The 20,208-nt window shown below is 74.7% G+C and carries 15 protein-coding genes; 6 read left to right on the plus strand and 9 right to left on the minus strand.

Translation table 11 applies throughout. The features are described 5' to 3' along the window. Positions 1–251: 251 nt before the first annotated feature. The 9 genes from AB0M46_RS17785 to AB0M46_RS17825 all read right to left on the minus strand — a co-directional run bounded on the left by AB0M46_RS17785 (position 252) and on the right by AB0M46_RS17825 (position 11,714). Positions 252–677, minus strand: coding sequence for a MarR family transcriptional regulator (locus AB0M46_RS17785; protein ID WP_363337160.1), 426 nt, complete (start codon positions 675–677; stop codon positions 252–254). A 24-nt stretch (positions 678–701) separates the two neighbouring features. Continuing rightward, complete coding sequence (locus tag AB0M46_RS17790; protein ID WP_363337162.1) at positions 702–1,925, minus strand: PQQ-dependent sugar dehydrogenase; 1,224 nt, start codon at positions 1,923–1,925, stop codon at positions 702–704. Positions 1,926–2,074: 149 nt separating this feature from the next. After that, a complete protein-coding gene (locus AB0M46_RS17795; RefSeq protein ID WP_363337164.1) occupies positions 2,075–5,719 on the minus strand; it encodes a choice-of-anchor D domain-containing protein in 3,645 nt (1,214 codons plus the stop codon). Between the two features lie 323 nt (positions 5,720–6,042). Beyond that, positions 6,043–6,702, minus strand: coding sequence for an isochorismatase family protein (locus AB0M46_RS17800; RefSeq protein WP_363337166.1), 660 nt, complete (start codon positions 6,700–6,702; stop codon positions 6,043–6,045). Next, complete coding sequence (locus AB0M46_RS17805; RefSeq protein WP_363337168.1) at positions 6,699–7,739, minus strand: FAD-dependent monooxygenase; 1,041 nt, start codon at positions 7,737–7,739, stop codon at positions 6,699–6,701. Before AB0M46_RS17805 ends, AB0M46_RS17800 begins: the two co-directional genes overlap by 4 nt. 9 nt (positions 7,740–7,748) lie before the next feature. Further along, entirely contained in the window at positions 7,749–9,008 is a 1,260-nt protein-coding gene (locus tag AB0M46_RS17810) for an AMP-binding protein (protein ID WP_363337170.1), read from the minus strand. Beyond that, on the minus strand, positions 9,005–9,754 hold the full coding sequence (locus tag AB0M46_RS17815; RefSeq protein ID WP_363337171.1) for an amidohydrolase family protein: 750 nt from the start codon (positions 9,752–9,754) through the stop codon (positions 9,005–9,007). Before AB0M46_RS17815 ends, AB0M46_RS17810 begins: the two co-directional genes overlap by 4 nt. Beyond that, a complete protein-coding gene (locus AB0M46_RS17820; RefSeq protein ID WP_363337173.1) occupies positions 9,751–10,809 on the minus strand; it encodes a 3-dehydroquinate synthase II in 1,059 nt (352 codons plus the stop codon). Before AB0M46_RS17820 ends, AB0M46_RS17815 begins: the two co-directional genes overlap by 4 nt. Before the next feature lie 110 nt (positions 10,810–10,919). Further along, entirely contained in the window at positions 10,920–11,714 is a 795-nt protein-coding gene (locus AB0M46_RS17825; RefSeq protein ID WP_363337175.1) for a 2-amino-3,7-dideoxy-D-threo-hept-6-ulosonate synthase, read from the minus strand. Between the two features lie 89 nt (positions 11,715–11,803). On the opposite strand from AB0M46_RS17825, the gene AB0M46_RS17830 reads away from it, so the two are divergent. The 6 genes from AB0M46_RS17830 to trxA all read left to right on the plus strand — a co-directional run bounded on the left by AB0M46_RS17830 (position 11,804) and on the right by trxA (position 20,172). Beyond that, complete coding sequence (locus tag AB0M46_RS17830) at positions 11,804–13,645, plus strand: anthranilate synthase family protein (RefSeq protein ID WP_363337177.1); 1,842 nt, start codon at positions 11,804–11,806, stop codon at positions 13,643–13,645. 116 nt (positions 13,646–13,761) lie between these two features. Continuing rightward, on the plus strand, positions 13,762–16,548 hold the full coding sequence (locus tag AB0M46_RS17835; RefSeq protein ID WP_363337178.1) for an AAA family ATPase: 2,787 nt from the start codon (positions 13,762–13,764) through the stop codon (positions 16,546–16,548). 254 nt (positions 16,549–16,802) lie between these two features. Then, the gene (locus AB0M46_RS17840) at positions 16,803–18,335 is read left to right on the plus strand and encodes an FAD-dependent monooxygenase (protein ID WP_363337180.1); all 1,533 of its coding nucleotides are present in this window, start codon (positions 16,803–16,805) and stop codon (positions 18,333–18,335) included. 92 nt (positions 18,336–18,427) lie between these two features. Further along, complete coding sequence (locus AB0M46_RS17845) at positions 18,428–19,048, plus strand: hypothetical protein (RefSeq protein ID WP_363337181.1); 621 nt, start codon at positions 18,428–18,430, stop codon at positions 19,046–19,048. Between the two features lie 417 nt (positions 19,049–19,465). Next, positions 19,466–19,828, plus strand: a complete 363-nt coding sequence (locus AB0M46_RS17850; protein ID WP_363337182.1) for a MerR family transcriptional regulator — start codon at positions 19,466–19,468, stop codon at positions 19,826–19,828. Beyond that, a complete protein-coding gene (gene trxA, locus AB0M46_RS17855; protein ID WP_363337184.1) occupies positions 19,816–20,172 on the plus strand; it encodes a thioredoxin in 357 nt (118 codons plus the stop codon). The genes AB0M46_RS17850 and trxA overlap by 13 nt, the downstream gene beginning before the upstream one ends. The last annotated feature ends 36 nt before the right edge of the window (positions 20,173–20,208 follow it).

The raw sequence follows: 20,208 nt of genomic DNA on the forward strand, positions 1-20,208 counted from the left end.
CCGGCTGGTGGCGGACGTGTGGAAGTCCGCCACCAGCCGGCGTGTGACCGCGGCGCGGTGGCCATGTCGTACACCCGCGGCTGACACAGCAGCGGTGAAGCTCCGACTGCGGCGCCGAGCCGGCTCGTCCCGCGGGCCGGGCCGGGATCTTCCTGGGAGCCAAGGCCAACCGCGCATTCGCGCGGACAACCGTCCTACTGTCGGATGTCGAGGTCCCTGAGAGGCCGTTGCATAACCGGGGTGGGACAGCCCTATTGTGGGCCGCCGTGGTGGGCCAGCAGGCGGGTGAGCAGGGCGGTCAGCTGGGCGCGCTCGTCCGGGGCCAGTGGGGCGAGCAGGTCGTCCTGGACGCGGGCCAGCTGCTTCTCCAGGCGGCGCAGGTGGCGGCGGCCCGGCGGGGTGATGGTGATGACGTTGCGGCGCCGGTCGGAGGGGTCCGGGGTGCGCTCGACGTAGCCGCCGTCGGACAGCTCGTTCAGGGTCGCCACCAGGTCGCTCAGGTGGATGCCGCTGCGCCGGCCCAGGTCGGCCTGGCTGGCGGGGCCCTCGCGGTCCAGGGCGGTCAGGGCGCGGTAGTGGTAGCCGCGCGCGCCGGCCGCGCCCAGGCCCTCGGCGACCAGGCGGTGTGCGTGGGCCGCCGTCTGGGTCAGCAGCCAGCTCGGCAGCTCCGTGAACATGCGCGAAGCCTAACCACCGGCGGGTCAGCCGGGGCCGAGGGTCAGGCGCAAAATCTGATCGTCGTCCGCGGTCGGGCCGCCGGGCCGGCGGCCGTCGCGGTTCGAGGTGGTGATCCAGACGCTGCCGTCGGGGGCGGTCAGGGCGGTGCGCAGGCGGCCGTACTTCTCGAACAGCGCCTCGACCGGGCGGCCGCGCACGCCGACACCCTGGCGCCACTGCACGCTGGCCGTGACGTCGAACGAGGCGGAGGGCGCGGGTGACGGGGCCATCGCCTTGCCCAGCGGTACCAGATAGATGCGCTGGCCGCGCAGGCACGTCACGACGGCCGTCTCGCCGAGTATCGCCACGCCGGAGCTGACGCCGACCTCCGGGTGCCAGGCCACGACCGGGTCGATGTACTTCGGGTTGTGCCCGATCCCCTCGACGATCGGCCAGCCGTAGTCCCCGCCGGGGCGGATGATGTTGAGCTCGTCCCAGACCGCCTGGCCGATCTCGGACTCGTACATGGTGCCGTTCGCGTCCCAGGCCATGCCCTCCGGGTTGCGGTGGCCGTAGGACCACACGAGCGAGTGCGGGAACGGGTTGCCGGGCGGCGGCTTGCCGTCGGTGGTCATGCGCAGGATCTTGCCGCCGAGGATGGACAGGTTCTGCGCGGCCTCGGTGCGGGAGGCCTCGCCGGTGCTCGCGTAGAGGTAGCCGTCGGGGCCGAAGGCGAGCCGGCCGCCGTCGTGGATGCCGCCCTTCGGGATGCCGGTGAGGATCGGCTGCGGGCGGGAGCGGCCGTCCAGGCGCAGGCGGGCGACGCGGTTGTCGTCCTTCGTGGTGTAGTACACGAAGACCGTCCGGTCCGTCTTGTACTGCGGGGAGACCGCGAGCCCCAGCAGCCCGCCCTCGTTGTCGGCGGTCGCCTCCGTGATCCGGGCCACCGGGGTGACCTGGCCCTCGGGGGTGACGTGCAGGATGCGCAGCGTGCTGCGCTCGGTGACCAGGGCGCTGCCGTCCGGCAGGAACCCCAGCCCCCACGGGATGTCCAGGTGCTTGGCGATCGTCGAGACGTGGACGTACCCGTCGGCCCCGCCGGACGGGTCGGCCGCCCCGTGGTGGAAGTCCGTCGGGTCGATGCCGGGCAGCCGCTTGCCGCTCGCCCTGGCCGGCGCGGGCGTGCAGCCGCCGAGCAGCCCGGCGGCGAGGATCGGGGCGAGCAACCCGGACGCGACGCGCAGCGCCCGGGGTGAGGACGGGACCATCGAGCGGCGCCCTGCCCCCGGCCGGACCGAAAACGCGCGAAGAGCCCGGGCGACGGGCGCGATCATCGAGCGACGCACCGTCCCAGGCTCCCGCGCCCGAGGATGGTCCGCCCTCACCCGGAGCGGGATGAGGGCGGACCCGAGCTACCTCAGGACGAGTACACCTCCAGCTCCGACAGCTGCCCGGCCGGCCAGCCGGTGTTCGCGGTGAACGTGACCCGCAGGTTACGCACCGCGGTCCCGGCGAACGTCAGGGTCACGGCGTTGCCGGAGGCCGGGTCGAAGGTGCACTGCCGCGAGGCGACGAGCACCGCGCCCGTGGTGGCGTCGGTGACGGTCACCGTCTGGGTCCGGGTCGCCCAGGACGCGGACGGCGGCAGCCGCAGCACCACGCGGCCGACGGTCTGGCTGCTGCCGAGGTCGACCTGGACCCACTGCGGGAAGGCGTTGTTGGCGCTCTCCCAGTACGTGCCCGTGTCCCCGTCGACCACGTTGCCCGACCCGTAGTTCTGCGTGTTGGACGACTGGGTCGTGGTGCGGTGCAGGGCCAGGTTGGTCCCCGCGGCCGCGACGCCGGTGCCGGACAGCGCCACCGTCGCCGTGGCGTTGGTCGCGGTACTGCTCACCACCAGCGAACCGGTGCGCGAACCGGCCGCGCTGGGGTGGAACGTGACCGTGGCCGTGCAGTTCGCCCCCGGCGCGATGCTGCTGCCGCACGTGGTGGTGACCGTGAAGTCGCCCGAGGCGGTGACCGACTGGACCGTCGCCGGGGCCGTGCCGGTGTTGGTGACGGTCACGGTCTGCCACTCGCTGTTGGCGTTGACGGTGGTGTCCTCGAAGTCGAGCCGCGACGGGCTGAGGGCCAGGGTGGCCGTGCCGCCGCTCGTGCCGTACACCTCGAAGGAGGACAGCTGCCCCGCGGGCCATCCGGTGTTGCCGGTGATGCTCAGCCGGACGTAACGGGCGCTCACCGACGGGAACGCGATGCTCACGGTGTTGCCGGTGGCCGGGTCGAACAGGTAGTCGGCCGAGCCCACGACCGTGGACCAGGTCGATCCGTCCACGCTGGACAGCACCGACAGGGTCTGCCGGCGGGCGGCCCAGGAGGTCGGCGGCGGCAGGCGGAGGGTCACCTTGCCCACGGCGGCCTGGGCGCCCAGGTCGACCTGGATCCACTGCGGGAAGGCGTTGTTGGCGCTCTCCCAGTAGGAGTTCGCGTCGGCGTCGGTGACGTTGCTCGCCGGGTAGCCGCCCTGCGTCGTCTGGGCGGTGGCGGGCCGGCCGGCGGCCAGGTTGGTGGTGCTGGTCGGGGGCACGCCGGTGCCGGTCAGCTGGACCAGGACCGCGCCCTGGCCGTCGTCACCGGTGATGGAGTAGACCGCCGACTGGGCGCCCTGCGCCGTCGGGCTGAACGTGACGGTCTGGTGGATGATGTCGCCCGGCGAGAGCTGCTGGCCCTCGGAGATCGGCGTCGAGGTGTTGAACGCACCGACCGGCGGGGCGGCCTTGGTGATGGTCAGCGCGATGTTGCCGGTGTTGGCGATGTCGAAGGTCTGGGTGACGGTGGTGCCGACCGCGACCGAGCCGAACGCCACCGGGTTGGGCGTGATGCTCAGGTGGGCGGCGCCGGTGACGGCGGTCCCGCTGAGCGGCACGGTGACCGAGCCTGCGCTGCTGGCGATGCTCAGCGATCCGGTCTGGTTGCCGGCCACGGTCGGGGTGTACTTCACCGTGACCGACACGGAGGCGCCGGCCGCGAGCGTGCTGCCGTTGGCCGGGAAGCCGCTCGCGGTGAAGGGCGCGGCCGGGGCGGTCGAGCCGGTGATGGTCACCGCGCTCGTGCCGGTGTTGGTGATGCTGACGCCGAGGGTCTTGCTCGCCCCGGTCGGCACCGTGCCGAAGGTCAGCGCCGACGGCGTCGCCCCGAGGCCGGGCTGGGTGCCGTTGCCGTGCAGGTCGAGCGCGACGTTGCCGGCGTCGGTGGTGAAGGTGAGGCTGCCGGCGGCCCCGCCGGGCGCGGTCGGGGTGAAGCGCACCGGCACCGCGAGGGTCTGCCCGGTGTTCAGGCTGACCGGCAGCGCCGGCGCGGTGACACCGAACGGGGCGGCGGCGCTCACGGCGGTGATGCGCACCGCGCGGGCCGCGGTGACGGTGACGGTCGCGTTCCCGGTGGCGCCGACGGCGACGTTGCCGAAGTCGGTCGGCGTGGCGGTCAGCGCGGCGGTGGTGGGCCGGCCGAAGCCGAAGATGCGCCCGTCGCGGTTGCCGACGTAGACGCGGCCGTTGTCGGTGGCGGGCACGACGAACTTGGTCGCGGTGCCGATCGGCGCGGAGTAGCGCAGGCGGAGCTGGTTGCCGTTCGGCAGCGCGTCGTAGGCCCGCAGCTGGCCGTTCGAGCCGGTGGAGCCGTCGCTGTAGACCGCCCAGACGATCGCCGAGCCCGAGGTGGTACCGCTGGACGTCACCACCGGCGAGCCCGACGTGTAGCCGAAGGTGGACGGGCTGGTCGCCGCGGACGTGAGGGTGGGCAGGCCGGCACCGTTGACGCCGTACTTGAAGGCGCGCAGGAAGCCCTGGTTCTCGACCTGGTACACGTAGCCCCCGTCGCCGCCCCACACCGCGGGGTGGCCCCAGACGCCGTTGTACGGCCCGGCCGCCGGGACCAGCGACGCGTCCGAGCCGCCCGGGCCCTGGCCCATGCCGCCGAGGTTGTCGCGGTCGAGCAGGAAGACCCGGCCGTCCTTGCCGGTCTGCACGAGCAGGTGCGGGTGGGCCGGGGTGCCGAACTGGGCCGGCAGCGCGACCGGGCCGCCCGAGCCGAAGTCGGTGTCGTCCTGGTCGAGCTTGCCGTTGTTGGCCGGGCTGAAGAAGTCCTTGGCGGACAGCGAGCCGTCCCCGTTGACCTGCAGGCGGATCACCGACTCGGCCAGGGTTCCGGGTGGGTTGTTCCCGGGGCCGGGCGCGGGTGACACGCCGTTGCCGGTGGACACGATGATCCGGCCGGATCCGTCGGAGACCAGGCCGCTGCCGGACTGCCAGATGCCGCCCATGCCGGTCGAGCGGCCGGCCTCGGTGGACCACAGGGTCGACATGGCGGGGGTGGTGGTCTTGACGCCGGCGACGTAGCCGACGTACGGGCCGTAGTCGCAGTGGCTGGCGAACCCGGCGTAGACGACGCCGTCGAGCAGCAGCAGGCCGGGGCGCTGGGCCGCGGTCTTCGGGTTGAAGGTGTTGCCCGGGTCGTTGGTCGGCGAGCCCTGGATGGTGACCGGCCAGCCGCTGCGCTCGGCCCCGGTGGTGGGGTTGATCGAGTGCATGTAGAAGTGCGGACGGTTGGCGTCGGGCCCGTCGTTGACCTTGGCGGTGAAGAACACCGACTGCGTCGCCGGGTCGTAGACCGGCGTGCTGGTGATGCCGATGTTCGGCACCAGGTCGCCGCAGCCGATCGCCGAGGCGGGCCAGGCCGGCCCGACGCTGCGGGACCAGACGATGGCCCCGGTCTGCGGGTTGAGCCCGTAGATCCAGTTGTTCTCGGTGGCGGCGATGAGCGTGCCCTGCGCCACGATCGGCTGGGCGTAGATCTGCCCGTTGAGGTCGGTGGCGAAGAGCTGCCCGAAGTCGGCGGCGGAGACGGCGGACGGCCCGAGCGCGGGCTCGTTCTGGTCCCAGCCGGTGCGGAAGGTGTCGACGGAGACCGTGGTCTCGTCGGCGGCGGCGGTGTTCGCGATGGCGACGGCGGCGCCTATCGCGAGGAGGGGTGGCAGGAATGCGGCGGCCAGCCGGCGTGCGGCCATGACTGCTCCAGAGGGGGGCGTGGCGGGGTGACGGCGGACTCCGGAGGTTGGCGGCGGCTCCAGGGTCGACGGGAACCGTAACCCGCCCGACAGACGGCCGCAAGATACTGACATCGATACGAAATACTTGCACGCATTGTTGCAACTGGTCGCGACGGTGCCGACTTGCGCCATCAATGGGCGGTATTGATCGCGATCGGGGCGTGGCCGTTGGGCACCACACTCGAACCCACCTGGGGATTCTCGGGGCCATCTCAGCAGCGCCGACCCCGGCGACGCGGGGGGCGGCGGCACCGACCACCGCCCCCGTCGACTACCCCGCGCTACGCCCGGCTCGAGCCCGCGGCCTGAGGGACCCCGGCCAGCCGGGCCAGCACCGTCTCCGTCGTCGGGGTGGCGGCGCAGCTGCGGGCGGCGTAGTCCAGCGCCATCGCGTGGTCGGCCGCGGTGAAGTCGGCCATCGCGTCGGCGACCAGGAACGGCTGGATGTCGTGCGCGTAGGCGTCACACGCGGTGAGCAGGCAGCCCAGGTGGGCGAAGACGCCGCACACGAGGAGCTGGTCGCGGCCCAGCGCGCGCAGGGTCACGCCGAGGTTGGTGCGGTGGAAGGCGCTGTACCGGTGCTTGGTCACCACCACGTCGGCCGGGCCGGGCGCGATCGCCGGCACGATGCCGCGGCTCTGCTCGTCGTCGGTCATGCCGGGGCCCCACACGTCGTGGAGCAGCCCGCGCTCGGCCCGGGTCATCCGGCCCGGCTGGGCGGTGTACACGACCGGGATCCCGCGCCGCGCGCACGCCGCGCGCAGGGCGGTCACGTTGGCCAGCAGCTCGCGGCCGGGCGAGAGGTCCGGCGCGAAGCGGTCCACGAAGTACCGCTGCATGTCGTGGATGAGCAGCACGCTGCGGTGCGGCTCGACCCGCCACGGGGCCGGGCCCTCGCGCCGCGGCACGGGGATCGCATAGGGGGCGATGGTGGGAATCATCGGCAGTACAACCAATCCTGGTCGGGCAGCCCGGAGGCCGCGATCCGCTGGTCCCGGCGGCGCTGCTCGGCCCCGTCGGGGAGATGGTGCTCGACGCCGCCGGCGGTGCTCGCCGCGGCGATCCGCTCGGCCCGCGGCCGGCGGGCCGCCTCGAACGCGGTCAGGTCGTCCAGCGTGGACGCCAGAGCGGCCGCGTCCTCGATGGCCTGGGCCGCGCCCTGGGCGATGAACGGGGGCATCGGGTGGGCCGCGTCGCCGAGCACGACCAGCCGCCCCCGGTGCCAGGCCGGCAGCGCCGGCCGGACCCGGATCTCGTGGGCGGCGGCCCCGGCCGCGCGGACCATGTCGCGCACGGGCGCGTGCCAGCCGTCGAACGCGCCGTCGAGCGGCCCGGCCGTGACGGCCACGACGTTGAGCCCGCCCGGCACCGGGTAGGCGACGACGTGCCGCCCTGGGCCGAGCCACACGGTGACCACCGGCGCCGGGTCGGCGACCGGCAGCACGGCCCGGAAGGCGGTCAGGCCGATCGGCCGCGCGGCGTCGCCGGGGCCGGCGAGGGCGCCGCGGACGGCGGAGCGCAGGCCGTCGGCGCCGACGACGAGACCGGCCCGCACCGTGGCCCCGCCGGCCAGGCTCAGCGTGCCGTCCGGCGCCGCGGCGACGCAGTGCGCGCCGAAGCGGACCGTGCCGGGCGCCAGCGCGTCGAACAGGACCCGGACCAGGTCGGCGCGGCGCATGGCGAGGTACGGCGCGCCGTAGCGCCGCTGCACCTCCACGCCGAGCGGGATGCGGCCGATCAGGGCGCCGTCGCGCCAGCGGCGCAGCTCCCGGGCGACCGGGCGGACCGAGGCCGCGGCCAGGGCCGGGCCGAGGCCGAGCGCCGCCAGCGCGCGGGTCGCGTTGGGCGGCAGCTGGATGCCGAAGCCGTCGGCGGCCGGGGCCGGCGCGCGCTCCAGGACCGTGCACCGGCCGGGGATGGCGAGGGCCGCGGTCAGGCCGCCGATCCCGGCGCCCACGATCGCCACGTCAATGCTCATCGGGGTCTCCTAGTAGTACTGCAGCGCGGCGTCCCAGTCCTCGCCCGGGCCGAACAGCCCGCGCGGCTTCATCACCTCGGCCGGCGCGGTGAGCATCCGGAAGGGCACGAGGCCGCCCGGCGGGACGGGGACGACGGTGGTCTCCACGGCCGGGTAGGCGGCCCGAACGGCCGCGCCGAGCGTGTGCACGGCCGCGGTGCGCCAGCGGTCGGCCACCTCGATCTCGACGCGCAGCCGGCCGCCGTCGGCGCGGGCCCGCCAGAACCAGACGCCGAAGTCGTCGGGCAGGCCGAAGACGAGGTCCTCGAGGCCCAGCTGGGTGAGCTCCCCGGCGGCGAACGCCGAGCGGCCCAGGATGCGCACGGCGGGCAGGTGCCAGCCGCAGGGGCACTCGCGGTACGACACCTCGGCCTCGTCCTCGATGGCGTACCGCAGCAGGGGCATGGCCTCGCGGAACAGCGGCGTGACGACCAGCCGCCCGCGGCCCTGCGGGCTCAGCTCGCCCGTGGCCGGGTCCTGGACCTCGAAGATCGCCCGGTCGGCCCACAGGTGCATGGTGCCGTGCTCGCACTCGCCGGCCAGGCTGCCGGTCTCGGTGGCGCCGTACTCCTCCACCACCGGCGCGCCCCAGACCCGCGCGATGCGGGCCTTGCGGGCCGGCCCGACCGGCTCGCCGCCGACGAAGAGGGCGCGCAGGGCCGGGAAGTCGCGGTAGCCGGCGACGCGGGCGGCGGCCGCCCACAGCAGCGCGTCGGTCGGCAGCGACCAGGTGAGCGTGACGCCGAGGTCGTGCAGCAGGCGCACGACCCGGGAGTACGGGGTGGCCAGCGAGCGGTTGTCGGCCGGCACGACGGTGGCCCCGTGCCGGCGCGCGGCGGCGTGGGCGAGATGCCCGGTGATCATCAGCGCGTACGGGGTGCGCACCAGCATGGTGTCGGCGGCGGTGATGCCGGTCCACTTGCGGGCGAAGCGCTCGGCCAGGTCGACCCAGTCGGCCTCGGTGTAGTAGGAGGCGGTCGCGTCGCCGGTGCTGCCGCTGGACTCGTGGTAGGTGGCCAGGTCGGCGCGGTCGGCGGCGAGCATCCCGAACGGGTAGGCGTCGCGCAGGTCCTGCTTGGTGGTGAGCGGCTGCTCCTCCAGCGGCCCGACGCCGCGCTTGCGGTAGAACGGCGAGCGCTCGGCCGCGGCCAGGACGGCCGGCACGCGGTCGCGCTGCAACCGGGCGAGGCCTTCGAAGTCGGCCCAGTCGCCGATCTGGGGCAGGTTCATCGCTCCTCCAAGGACAGCAGGCGCAGCGCGTTGCCGCCGGCCACCAGCGCGTGCTCGCCCGGCGGGAGGCCGAGCGCGCGCAGCTTGGCCACCTCGACGGCGGGGTGCTGCAGGGGATGTTCGGTGCCAAACAGCACCCGGTCTGCGCCGAGGCGGCGCACGGCCAGGCGGGCCACGGCGGTGAAGCAGCCGGACAGCTCGACGGCGACGTTGGGCACGCCGGCCAGCCGGGTCAGGCCGGCCGCGTCGAGGCCGGTGTGCCCGCAGTGCCCGGACACGAAGGTGACCGACGGGTGCCGGCCAGCCAGCGCGGCCAGGTCCTCGGCGCGGGTGCCCGGGCGGCCCAGGCACACCACGTAGACCGGGTGGCGGTGGCGGGCCGCGACGGCGGCGAGCTCGTCGACGCCGGGGTCGTCGAGCCGGAACCCGTGCACCGCCGGGGAGATCTCCAGGCCGCGGTAGCCGGCGGCCACGGTGGCGTACTCGGCGGCGTCGCGGCCCGGGTCGGCGAAGAAGAACGGCACGAGCCGGCCGCCGGACGCCGCGCACGCCCGGCGGACCCCCTCGTTGTCGGCCCGTGCCTCGCTCCGCCCGCCGTCGACGATCTGCACGGAGAGCCGGTCGAGGTCGACCAGGCCGCCGGCGCAGACCGCGGCCCGGCCCACCCCGGCCGAGTCCAGCGCCCCGAGGAGGGCGTCGAGCGCGCCCGGGCCGGGGCTCAGGCGCGCGTGGAAGTCGACGATCATTGCTCGTAGCACAGCTCGTCGATCGGGTAGCCGACGTGCCGCTCGCGCTGGGGCAGGTAGCCCAGCAGGCGGTCGCCGGGGCGCAGGGCGGTCGAGTTGAGCACCTTGCCGCCCGGCCCGAGCACCCGCACGTGCCAGTCGTCCTGCACGATCAGGTTGACCGTCTCCCCGCTGTCGGCGACGGCGTCGATGGACAGCAGCGGCCGGGTCTCGATCTTCACCCGGCCGACGACGACCGGCCGGGTCCGCCCGTCCGCCCCGACGGCCAGCACGACGCCGCCGGCCCGCAGCTCGCTGAGGTAGCGGGTGTGCCCGTCCTCGGTGAGCGTGTAGGACATGATCGCGCCGGCGTTGACCCGGAACGGCCGGGTCGGCATGTACGGCAGCGGGTGCGTCTCGCTGACGCACAGCACCATGCCCTTGGCCCGCGAGCCGACCAGGATGCCCTCGTCCTGGGCAAAGTACGTGCACGTGTCCACGCACGCCCGCTCCCCCATGCCGGCGTGGGTGATGCCGGTGACGGTCAGCTCGGTGAGCTCGAGGTCGGGCGAGCGGCGCTCGACGGCGTCCTTGAGCCGGCCCGCCTCGCCGGGGGCGGTGGGGGCGATCATCACCCCGTCCGGGCCGTGCTCGAGCACGCCGAGGAATACGGCGGCCTCCTCGGGCCGGTCCAGCACGGTGATGCTGACCCCGCCGGCGTCGGCCGCCGCGGCCAGCACGATCTCCAGCGGGATGTTGGTCGGGTCGGCGAAGCGCAGCACGGTCACCGGGTCGCGCAGCACGCTCTGGCAGGCCTCGGCCAGCGTCTCGGCGTCGACCACCTCGACGTAGGCGCCGTCCTTCGTGCCGAGCACGAGGTCGACGTGCGCCGGACGCTCGGCCGGGACGCCGCCGGGGCCGGGCAGCAGCACCCGGGTCACGGTCGGCGGCAGGCCCTCGAGGTCGGCCGGGTCGGCGGCGACGATCGCGTCGAAGCCGCGGTGGATGGCCTCCTGGCACAGGGCGGACTTCACGGCGTCGTCGGCGGAGCGGATGTCGAGCCAGCACTGTTTCACGGTGGTAGTTCCTTTCACCGGCCGTGGGCCGGGACGCGGTCGGGAACGATCGGTGGTCTCGCTCACCGGCTCGGCACCGGGACGCGGTCGGGAACGATCGGTGGTTTCGCTCACCGGCTGTGGGCCGGGGCGCGGTCGTGGACGAGGGCGGCGAGCTTGCGCAGCACGGACGCCGGGTCGGGGTTGGTGAACACGAGCCGGCCGGCGGCGATCCCGCCCGCACCGGCCCGCATGGCGTCGGCGAGGAGGCCGAGCGTTGCGGGCCCGTCCTGCGCGTCGCCGCCGGCGGCGAGCACCGGGATCGGGCAGTCGGCGAAGATCGCCGACAGGTCCGCCCCGGCCCGCGGCAGCGCCGTCTTGACCAGGTCGGCGCCGAGCTCGGCGGCGATGGCGGCGGCGTGCGCGACCAGGCGCGGGGCGCGGCCGTCGGTGATGCCGGGGCCGCGGGCGTAGACCATGGCCAGCAGCGGCACGCCCCAGTCCTGGCAGGCGGCGGCGACGGCGCCGAGGTCGGCCAGCTGCCGGGGCTCGGTCGCGGCGCCCGCGTTGACGTGCACGCTGATCGCGTCGGCGCCCAGCCGCAGCGCCTCCTCGACGCCGCAGACCAGCACCTTGTCGTCCGGGTCGGACAGGCCGGTGCCGGCGCTGCAGTGCACGATCAGGGACAGGTCGCGAAACCAGCGGGGCCGGACGTGGCGCAGGGCGCCCTTGTGCAGCACCACGGCGTCGGCGCCGTTGCCGGCGAGCTCGCCGACGAGCCGGTCGAGGCTGCCGTGGCATCCACTGTGGAGGATCGGGCCGCCGCTGACCGGGTGGTCGAGCGGGACCACGAGGAGGCCGCCGGAACCGTTGCGGTACAGGCGATCGAGCCGCACCCGGCGGGCGAAGGTGTCGTTGTGAGCCACGTCGCCGACGCTAGCCACGGGGGCGGACACGGCCCACTACCTCAATGAGTAGTGGCCGCCCACGCGCGGGGACTGCCAGCGTGGGGACCATGATGCCGCTGCTGGACCGAATCGCCGCCGGGAGCACCGAGGCGTTCGCGCTCATCCACCGGGGCGACCGGGTGGAGATCCGCGCCGGGGCGCCCATGGGCGCACTGCCCGACGTCCCCGTGACCGCCGAGATCGTGGCCGCGCTGCCGTACCGCACCATCGCCGACGCCGGCCTGACCTGCGTCGAGGACGGCACCCCGCTGCTCGCCTTCGATACCGCCGAGCGGGCCGACCTGCCGGTGGCCGAGGCCCTCGAGCTGCTGCCGCGCGACCCGGTGCGGGTCGAGGGCGGCCGGTTCGACCTCGACGACGAGGCCTACGCGGCGATCGTGCGGCGGGTCGTCGCCGAGGACATCGGCGGCGGCACCGGCTCCAACTTCGTGATCCGCCGGGCCTACCGCGCGAGGGTCCCGGGCTTCTCCGCGCGCCTGGCGCTGGCCGCGTTCCGCCGGCTGCTGCTGGCCGAGCGCGGCGCCTACTGGACGTTCCTGGTGCACTGCAACGGCCGGACGCTGCTCGGCGCGACCCCGGAGGCGCAGGCCCGCCTCGCCGGCGGGGTGGCCGCGATGAACCCGATCAGCGGCACCTACCGCTACCCGCCCGGCGGCCCGACCGCCCGTGGGCTGCGCCGGTTCCTCGCCGACCGCAAGGAGACCGAGGAGCTGTACATGGTCGCCGACGAGGAGCTCAAGATGATGGCCCGGGTGTGCCCGGGCGGCGCCCGGCTGCGCGGGCCGTGGCTGCGGCCGATGTCCCGGCTGGCACACACCGAGTACGTGATCGACGGGCCGACCGCGCTCGGGCCGGCCGAGGTGCTGCGGGCCACGATGCCGGCCCCGACGGTGACCGGCAGCCCGCTGACCGCCGCCTGCCGGGTGGTCGCCGCCCGCGAGGGCACCGGCCGCGGCCACTACGGCGGCGCGGTCGCGCTGCTCGGCCCCGGCACCCTGGACGCGGCGCTGATCATCCGCACCGCCGAGATCGACGCCGACGGCGGCCTGGTCATCGGCGTCGGGGCGACGCTGGTGCGCCACTCCGACCCGGCCGCGGAGGCCGCGGAGACGCGGGTCAAGGCCGCCGCGCTGCTCGCCGCGCTGGGTCAGGAGCAGGACCCCGCGGTGGTACCGCGGGCAGCCCTCCCCAACGTCGAGGGCGCCCTGCGGCGGCGCAACGCCGGCCTGTCCCCGTTCTGGCTCGGCCGCCCGGTCGCGTTGCCGCCGCTGTCCGGCCGGGTGCTGGTCGTGGACGCCGAGGACGACTTCACCGCGATGCTGGCCCGGCTCACCGAGTCGCTGGGCCTGACGGTTGACGTGGACACCAAGCTGCGCGACGGCTACGACGCGGTCGTGGTCGGCCCCGGGCCGGGCGACCCGCGCGACCGCACCGACCCGCGCATCGACGCGCTGCACGGGATCGTGCGGCGGCTGCTGGAGCGGCGCACCCCGATGCTCGCCGTGTGCCTGGGCCACCAGGTGCTCGCCGACGAGTGCGGCCTGCCCATCCGCCGGCTGACCGAGCCGGCCCAGGGCGTGCCGCGGCGCGTCCCGGGCTTCGGCACGGTGGGCTTCTACAACACCTTCGTGGCCGTGAGCGACGCGCCCTCCGCCGCACGCCGCCGCGTGAATGCCATTCACGTGGCGACGGTGCGTGACGGCGGGCCGGAACAGATCGGGATATTGCGGGACGCACGCACCGGCGCCGTGCACGCACTGCGCCTGGCCGGCGCGCGATCGATCCAGTTCCACGTCGAGTCGGTGCTGACCGAGCGCGGTCCGCAGATCCTCCGGCGGCTGCTGGCCGAAATCCTCGACCCGGCGCCGGGTGGCCCCGAGCAGGACTGAATCGGCCCGGTGACCGGTACCGTCCGGGTTCGCCAGGTTCCCCCGAAAGGCTGTTCAAGTGGATCTTCAACGGCCGCAAGAATCAGCAGACCGCCGTCCATCTCCAGACATCGAGGGTGATTACGCTGACGCTGCCACACTCGGCCACGTTCGGACGGGACCGCGAGCTCGCCGTCCTGCGCATCGCGGTGACCGGCGCCGCGGACGGCTTCGGCGGCTGCACGGTCGTCACCGGCCCGTCCGGCATCGGCAAGTCGCACCTGCTGCGCGCGAGCGCCGAGTGCGCGCAGCGGCGGGACGTGGCGGTGGCGGCCCGGGCCGCGTTCGAGCTCGACAAGGCGGCCCCGCTCATCACCCTGCAGTCCGCGCTGCAGCAACTGCAGCCGGCCGTGGACTGGACCCGCGAGGACGGCGACGCGCAGTACCGCATCATCGAACGCCTCGGCGCGGCGCTGGAGGACTACGCCGCCCAGCGCCCGCTGGTCATCGTGATCGACGACGCCCAGTGGATGGACGAGCTGTCCGCCCTGGCCGTGGCCGAGCTGGTGCCGGCGCTGGCCTCCTCGCCGGTGCGCTGGATCTTCGCGCACCGCCCGGCGCCGGTCGGCACGCCCGGGCAGCAGCTGATGGAGCGGCTGGTGCGCGACGGGCACGAGCACGTGGTGCTCGGCGCGCTCGACGACGACGCCGTGCGCCGGCTCTGCGCCCAGGTGGTCGGGGCCGACGTGGACAACACCGTGCTCGCCCTGGCCGGCTTCTGCGACGGCAACCCGCTGCAGGTCGAGCAGCTGGTCCGCACCCTGCACCTGACCGGCCAGATCGTGGTGGCCGAAGGGGTGGCCACGGTCGTCGGCGAGGAGCTGCCGTCGAGCTTCATCACGATCGTCGAGCAGATGCTGCACGGGTTGTCCAGCGACGCGCAGGAGCTGCTGCAGGCGGCCTCGGTCTTCGGCCGGCCGTTCGGCGTCGAGTCGGTCGCGCAGCTGCTGGAGGTGCGCCCGACGACGCTGCTCAAGCCGATCAACGAGGCGACCACGGCGAAGATCCTCGTCGACCAGGGCGAGGGGCTCACGTTCGTGCACGACCTGGTCCGCCTGGCCGTCTACGGCATGCTCAACAGCGCCGTCGCCACGATGCTGCACCGGCAGGCCGCGGCGATCACCCGGGCCGAGGGCCGCTCCCCGGTCGAGGTGGCCGAGCACCTGCTCAAGACCGGGCGCTCGGGCAGCGCGGAGGCGGTCACCATCCTGCACGACGCCGCGCTCGCGGTGGCCCCGGCCGCGCCCAGCACCGCCGCCGACCTCATCGTGCACGCCCTCGACGTGATCGGCGAGCACGACCCCGGCCGGGTCCGGCTGGTCGCCGACGCGGTCGGGCTGCTCGCCTCGGCCGGCCGGCTGGAGCGGGCGCACGACCTCGGCGAGACCGCGCTGCTGGCCGGCCTGGACCCGCGCACCGAGGCGCAGCTGCTGCTCGGGCTGGCCGAGGCGTTCAAGCACGCCGGGCAGAACCGGACCGCGGTGGAGTACGCCGACCGCGCGCTGGCCGTCCCGGACGCGCCCGCGTCGGTGCGGGCGAAGCTGCACGCGGTGCGCGCCCACGCCCGCTTCTACAGCGACGACCTGCGCGGCGCCGACGAGGACGGCGAGCGGGCCACCGAGGCCGGGCTGGGCACCGGGGAGTACGCCGCCAGCGTCTTCGGCCTCACCGCGCGCAGCCTTGCCGCCCAGGCCGAGGGGCGCCTCGACGACGCGCACGGGCACGCCGAGCGGGCCACCGGCATCGCCGACAAGGTCCGCGGCGACGCGGTCCACCGCCACCCGCGCATCTGGCTCGGCAGCGCCCAGGCCGGGCTGGATCGGTTCGACGAGGCCGAGCAGACGTACCGCCGCGGCCGGGAGACGTCCGAACGGCTCGGCACCGCCTGGTCGACCCCGCTGTGGCACTACTACCACGCCGGGCTGCTCACGGCCCGGGGGCAGCTCGACGACGCCGTGGCGGAGGCCGAGGCCGGGGTGGCCGTGGCGCTGAATATGACGGCGTACGCACTTGCCGTACCACTGCTGGGAATGCTGACCAGGCTCGCCGTCCTGCAGGGCGACCTGCCCCAGGCCCAGGCGCACCTGGCGCACCTGCAGCGGCGCACGGCGGCCGGCACCACCGCGGCGCCCGAGGACATCACGTGGAGCGAGGGCGTGCTGCAGGAGGCCGTCGCCGGGCCGGAGACCGCGCTGGCGACCCTCGTCGGCATGTACGACGCGCTGCCCGAGCGGCCCGCGCTCATCGCACAGGACCCGGCCACCGCGGCCGCCCTGGTGCACATCGCGGCCAAGGCCGGCGACGAGGCCCGCGCCCGCGTGGCCGTCGCCGCCGCTCGCCGCCTCGCCGAGCGCAACCCGGGCGTGATCTCCCTCGCCGCCGCCGCCGACCACGCCGAAGGCCTCGTCACCGGCGATCCGTGGCTGCTGCGGGCGGCCGTCGAGCGCTTCCGGCGCACCCCGCGCCGGCTGGCCCTGGCCGGCGCCCTGGAGGACGCCGCGCTCAACGCCGGCGACTCCGAGCAGGGCCGGGCCTGGGCCACGGAGGCGATCGCGATCGTCACCGAGTGCCGGGCCGAGCGGGCCCGCCGCCGCCTGGAGTTCGCCCTCGGCGACCCCAAGGCCCCGTCCGAGGCGGCCGCGTTCCGGCCCGGCTCGCTGCTGCACCTGCTGACCCGGGCCGAGCTCGGGGTGGCCGTGTGGGTCGCCGGCGGGCTCACCAACCGGCAGGTGGCCGCCGAGCTCTTCCTCTCCCGGCACACGGTCGACAGCCACCTGCGCAAGATCTTCACCAAGCTCGGCCTGCGCGGCCGCGTCGAGCTGGCCCAGCTCGTCACCCGCGATCGGCTGGGGCCTGCTGCATAACCGGGGCAACCGGGCTTTCGCGGGACCCCGCTCGTCGCCGGCGATCGGCTGGGGGCCCGTTGCATAACCGGGCTTTCGCGGGACTCCGCCAGCGCCCTGGGCGGGGAATCCGGCCTCGCCTCAGTGATGAAACTGGCCCTAACCACGTGAACGCGTGATACCGCTTTCCCTCGCCCGACCCGAGCATGACTTAGGCGACGCTGCGGTCGCCGGCTGCTCTGGACGACTGGGGGACGAGCCATGGTGGTGGATCGGTGACGGCGGCCGCGCTGCGCGCCCAGGTTCTCGTGATCGGGGCCGGCCCCACCGGCGCCGTGATGGCGCTGGAGCTCGCCCACCACAACGTGCCCTGCCTGGTCGTCGAGCGCGCGATCGCGCCGCCCCGCCACCCGGGCGTCGACCGGGTCACCGGCCAGGGCATGGACCTGCTGCGCCGGCTCGGCCTGGCCGACCTGGTCCGCAAGTACGGCGCCGACCCCGGCGGCGAGCCCGGGGACGTCGAGTGGCGGACCCGCCTCGACGACGCCCCGGTGCTGGTCGCGGCCGGGACCCCGGCGGGCGAGCCCGACCACCGCATCGGCGCGGCCGAGCTGACCCGGCGGCTGCGCGACGAGCTGCGCGGGCACCCGCTCATCGAGCTCCGCGAGGGCTGGACCTTCACCGGCCTGCGGATCGAGCCCGGCGGCGCCCTGGCCAACGTCCTGGACGTGCGCAGCGGCGTGCGGCACGCGGTCGCGGCCCGGCACCTGGTCGGCTGCGACGGCGCGCAGAGCACCGTGCGGCGCTGTCTCGAGGTGTCGATGGAGCAGCTCGGCCATCCGGTCCAGCACTGCTCGGTGTACTTCCGCAGCCCCGACCCGCGGCTGCCGGCCGCCGACCGGCCCCGCACCACCGTCGTGGTCGGCGGGCTGACCTGCGTGAGCCGCGGGGACGGCGACAGCTGGGTGGCCCACCTGCCGCTGGGCGACGACGAGCCGGTGACCACCGACCCGGTGGCGATGCTGCGCGACCGGCTCGGCTCCGCCCTGGAGGTGCCGGAGATCCTGGGCGTGGCCCAGTGGGACGACGCGCTGGGGGTCGCCGCGGTGTACCGCCGCGGGCCGGTCTTCCTGGCCGGCGAGTCCGCGCACCGCTTCCACCCGGCCGGCGAGCTGCTCGACACCAGCCTGGCCGACGCCGTCGACCTGGGCTGGAAGCTCGCCGCCGAGATCAACGGCTGGGGCGGCCCGGGCCTGCTGGCCAGCTACGAGGCGGAGCGCCGCCCGCGCGCCCTGCTCGACCGCGAGCTGCTGGCCCGGGCGCTGGAGACCCGGCGCCGGTTCGGCCGGCTCACCGCCGCCGGCGCCGCCCCCGAGCTGCTGGCCGGGGTGCTGCGGCAGGAGGCGCACCGCCCCGACGCCGGCGGGCTGCCGGCCCGGCACGCGACCTCGACCGTCGTCTGGCACGACGGGGCGCCCGCGGGCGCGACGCCGGACGCCGCGGTCCGCGCGGGCGGACTGGCCCCGGACGTGCGGCTGGGCGGGGGCGACCCGCTCGCCGACCGCTTCGGCCCCGAGCTGACCCTCGTCGACCTCACCGGCGACGCCGCGGGGGCGCGGCTGGTCGCCGCGGCCACCGGGCGGGGCATCCCCGTGCGGCACCTGCCGGTCGCCGACCCGGCGGTGCGGGCCGGCTGGGACCGGCCGCTGGTGCTGGTCCGCCCGGACCGCCACGTCGCCTGGTGCGCCGACGCCGCCCCGCGCGACTGGGACGCGGTGCTGGACCTGGTCAGCGGCAAGATCAACTAAGCGAAGACCACGCACATTCGGGATATCCACGCCGCACGGTGGCGGCCAGTCTCAAGAGACCCCCGCTACGACAGCCAGGAGACAGGACCGCGATGAGTACGACGACCCTGACGAGCCTGACAGTCAGCCCCGATCTGAGCAACACCGTCGTGGCCCGGTGGCACCGTCGCCTGTCGGCCAACCCGACCGCCAAGCGCAGCCACTGGCGGACCAAGACCGTCTACTTCCGGGCGGTCGCCGCCCTGGTGACCACCACGCCGACCGCCCAGATCAACTGGAAGAACATCGTCGAGACGGCGGCCCCGCACGGCAGCCGCAGCACCTTCTACGAGGTTGCCGGTGCGCATGCCCGCCACCCGCTCCTCGAGGCGTTCATCAACGACGGGCGCACCGAGTCCACGCTCCTGGCGCTGCATTACCAGCGCGGGGACGCGGTCGCCAAGCTCATCGACGAGACGAAGGTCTGGTCGTACTGGGCCCACCGGGACCGGATGATCGACGCGATCACCGGCCCGTCGACCCCCGAGGCGCTGGAGGCCGAGGTGGTCGACGCGGTGCGGAAGTGGGGACGGGCCAACCCGCAGCTGGCCGCGGCGCTGGAGCACGCGCCACCGGCCTGCGCCGTCGAGGACCTCATGCTCGCGCACAACGGCCGGCTGGTCGCCACGCGGGCCGCGCACCTGCTCGCCGACGAGCTGCGGCGCACCGTCTGACCAATCCGCAATGCGCCTCGGCGAATCCTGACGAGCTGCGGCGCACGGCCTGACCGATCCACGGTGCGCCTCGGCGAGCCCCTCGGCGTCTCGCCGATGTGCCGCGGCGCACCGTTCGGCGTCTCACCGATGTGGGGCCCTGCTGACGGCGGGAAGCGTTGTGGCCACCCCCGTCTCAGTGCCCGGCCACAACGATCCGCCCGGCACCCCCGCGCCGCCATCCGAGTCGATGACGCGCCAGCACCCCATGAATCGGGGCCATGGTGGAGATTTCCACCGATCCGTACCGATTGTCAATGGTCGATGCAATGAGTGAATCGACACTGGCTTGCCCGCCCCAAGCCCGGCGGCCATCCACGGCATGAACAGCTCCGGGCACTAGCCTTGACATGGGCGTCAAGGTCTACCGTCGACTCCATGCGGATCGGCGAGCTGGCGGAGCGGACGGGCACGAGCACCCGATCGCTGCGGTACTACGAGCAGCACGGCCTCCTCGAGGCCCGGCGCACCTCCAACGGCTACCGCGAGTACGACGAGATCGACCTGCGCCTGGTCCGGGAGATCCGATCGCTGCTGGAGATCGGCTTCAACCTGGAGGACACCCGCCCCTTCGTGGAGTGCCTGCGCTCGGGCCGCGCCACCGGCGCCGAGTGCCCCGGGTCGATCGAGGTGTTGTCGAGGAAGCTGGCCGACCTGGACAGCTGCATCGCCCGCCTGCACGTGGCGAGGGCGCTCGTCGAGCGCGAACTGGCCCAGGCCAAGGACGAATGGGAGAGCTGATGACCGCCGAGGTGACCGACGCGACGTTCGCGGCGGAGGTGCTGGACAGCGACGTGCCGGTGCTCGTCGACTTCTGGGCGCAGTGGTGCCCGCCGTGCCACCGCATCGCCCCGATGCTGGACGAGCTGGCCGCGGAGTTCGAGGGCCGCGTCCGCATCGTGAAGCTCAACGCCGACGACAACCCCCTGACGGCCCTCAAGTACGGCGTGATGTCGATGCCCACGCTGACGGTCTTCCACGCGGGCGAGGTCGTCTCGCAGCACGTGGGCGCCCGCCCGAAGGCCAGGCTGCGCGAGCAGCTCGACGCCGCGCTGCAGTCCCTCAGCACGGCCGAAGGCCGCTGAACGGGCCGGCGCCGCGGGGAACGGGGGAGGTTACCC

Origin of the sequence: Dactylosporangium sp. NPDC051485 (assembly GCF_040682015.1) — a bacterium.
GTDB lineage: Bacteria > Actinomycetota > Actinomycetes > Mycobacteriales > Micromonosporaceae > Dactylosporangium.

What these genes read in the sequence shown, in the direction of transcription:
- AB0M46_RS17785 (WP_363337160.1), bottom strand. Translation starts at nt 677, where the DNA reads ATGTTCACGGAGCTGCCGAGCTGGCTGCTGACCCAGACGGCGGCCCAC.
- AB0M46_RS17790 (WP_363337162.1), bottom strand. Translation starts at nt 1,925, where the DNA reads ATGGTCCCGTCCTCACCCCGGGCGCTGCGCGTCGCGTCCGGGTTGCTC.
- AB0M46_RS17795 (WP_363337164.1), bottom strand. Translation starts at nt 5,719, where the DNA reads ATGGCCGCACGCCGGCTGGCCGCCGCATTCCTGCCACCCCTCCTCGCG.
- AB0M46_RS17800 (WP_363337166.1), bottom strand. Translation starts at nt 6,702, where the DNA reads ATGATTCCCACCATCGCCCCCTATGCGATCCCCGTGCCGCGGCGCGAG.
- AB0M46_RS17805 (WP_363337168.1), bottom strand. Translation starts at nt 7,739, where the DNA reads ATGAGCATTGACGTGGCGATCGTGGGCGCCGGGATCGGCGGCCTGACC.
- AB0M46_RS17810 (WP_363337170.1), bottom strand. Translation starts at nt 9,008, where the DNA reads ATGAACCTGCCCCAGATCGGCGACTGGGCCGACTTCGAAGGCCTCGCC.
- AB0M46_RS17815 (WP_363337171.1), bottom strand. Translation starts at nt 9,754, where the DNA reads ATGATCGTCGACTTCCACGCGCGCCTGAGCCCCGGCCCGGGCGCGCTC.
- AB0M46_RS17830 (WP_363337177.1), top strand. Translation starts at nt 11,804, where the DNA reads ATGATGCCGCTGCTGGACCGAATCGCCGCCGGGAGCACCGAGGCGTTC.
- AB0M46_RS17845 (WP_363337181.1), top strand. Translation starts at nt 18,428, where the DNA reads ATGAGTACGACGACCCTGACGAGCCTGACAGTCAGCCCCGATCTGAGC.
- AB0M46_RS17850 (WP_363337182.1), top strand. Translation starts at nt 19,466, where the DNA reads ATGCGGATCGGCGAGCTGGCGGAGCGGACGGGCACGAGCACCCGATCG.
- trxA (WP_363337184.1), top strand. Translation starts at nt 19,816, where the DNA reads ATGGGAGAGCTGATGACCGCCGAGGTGACCGACGCGACGTTCGCGGCG.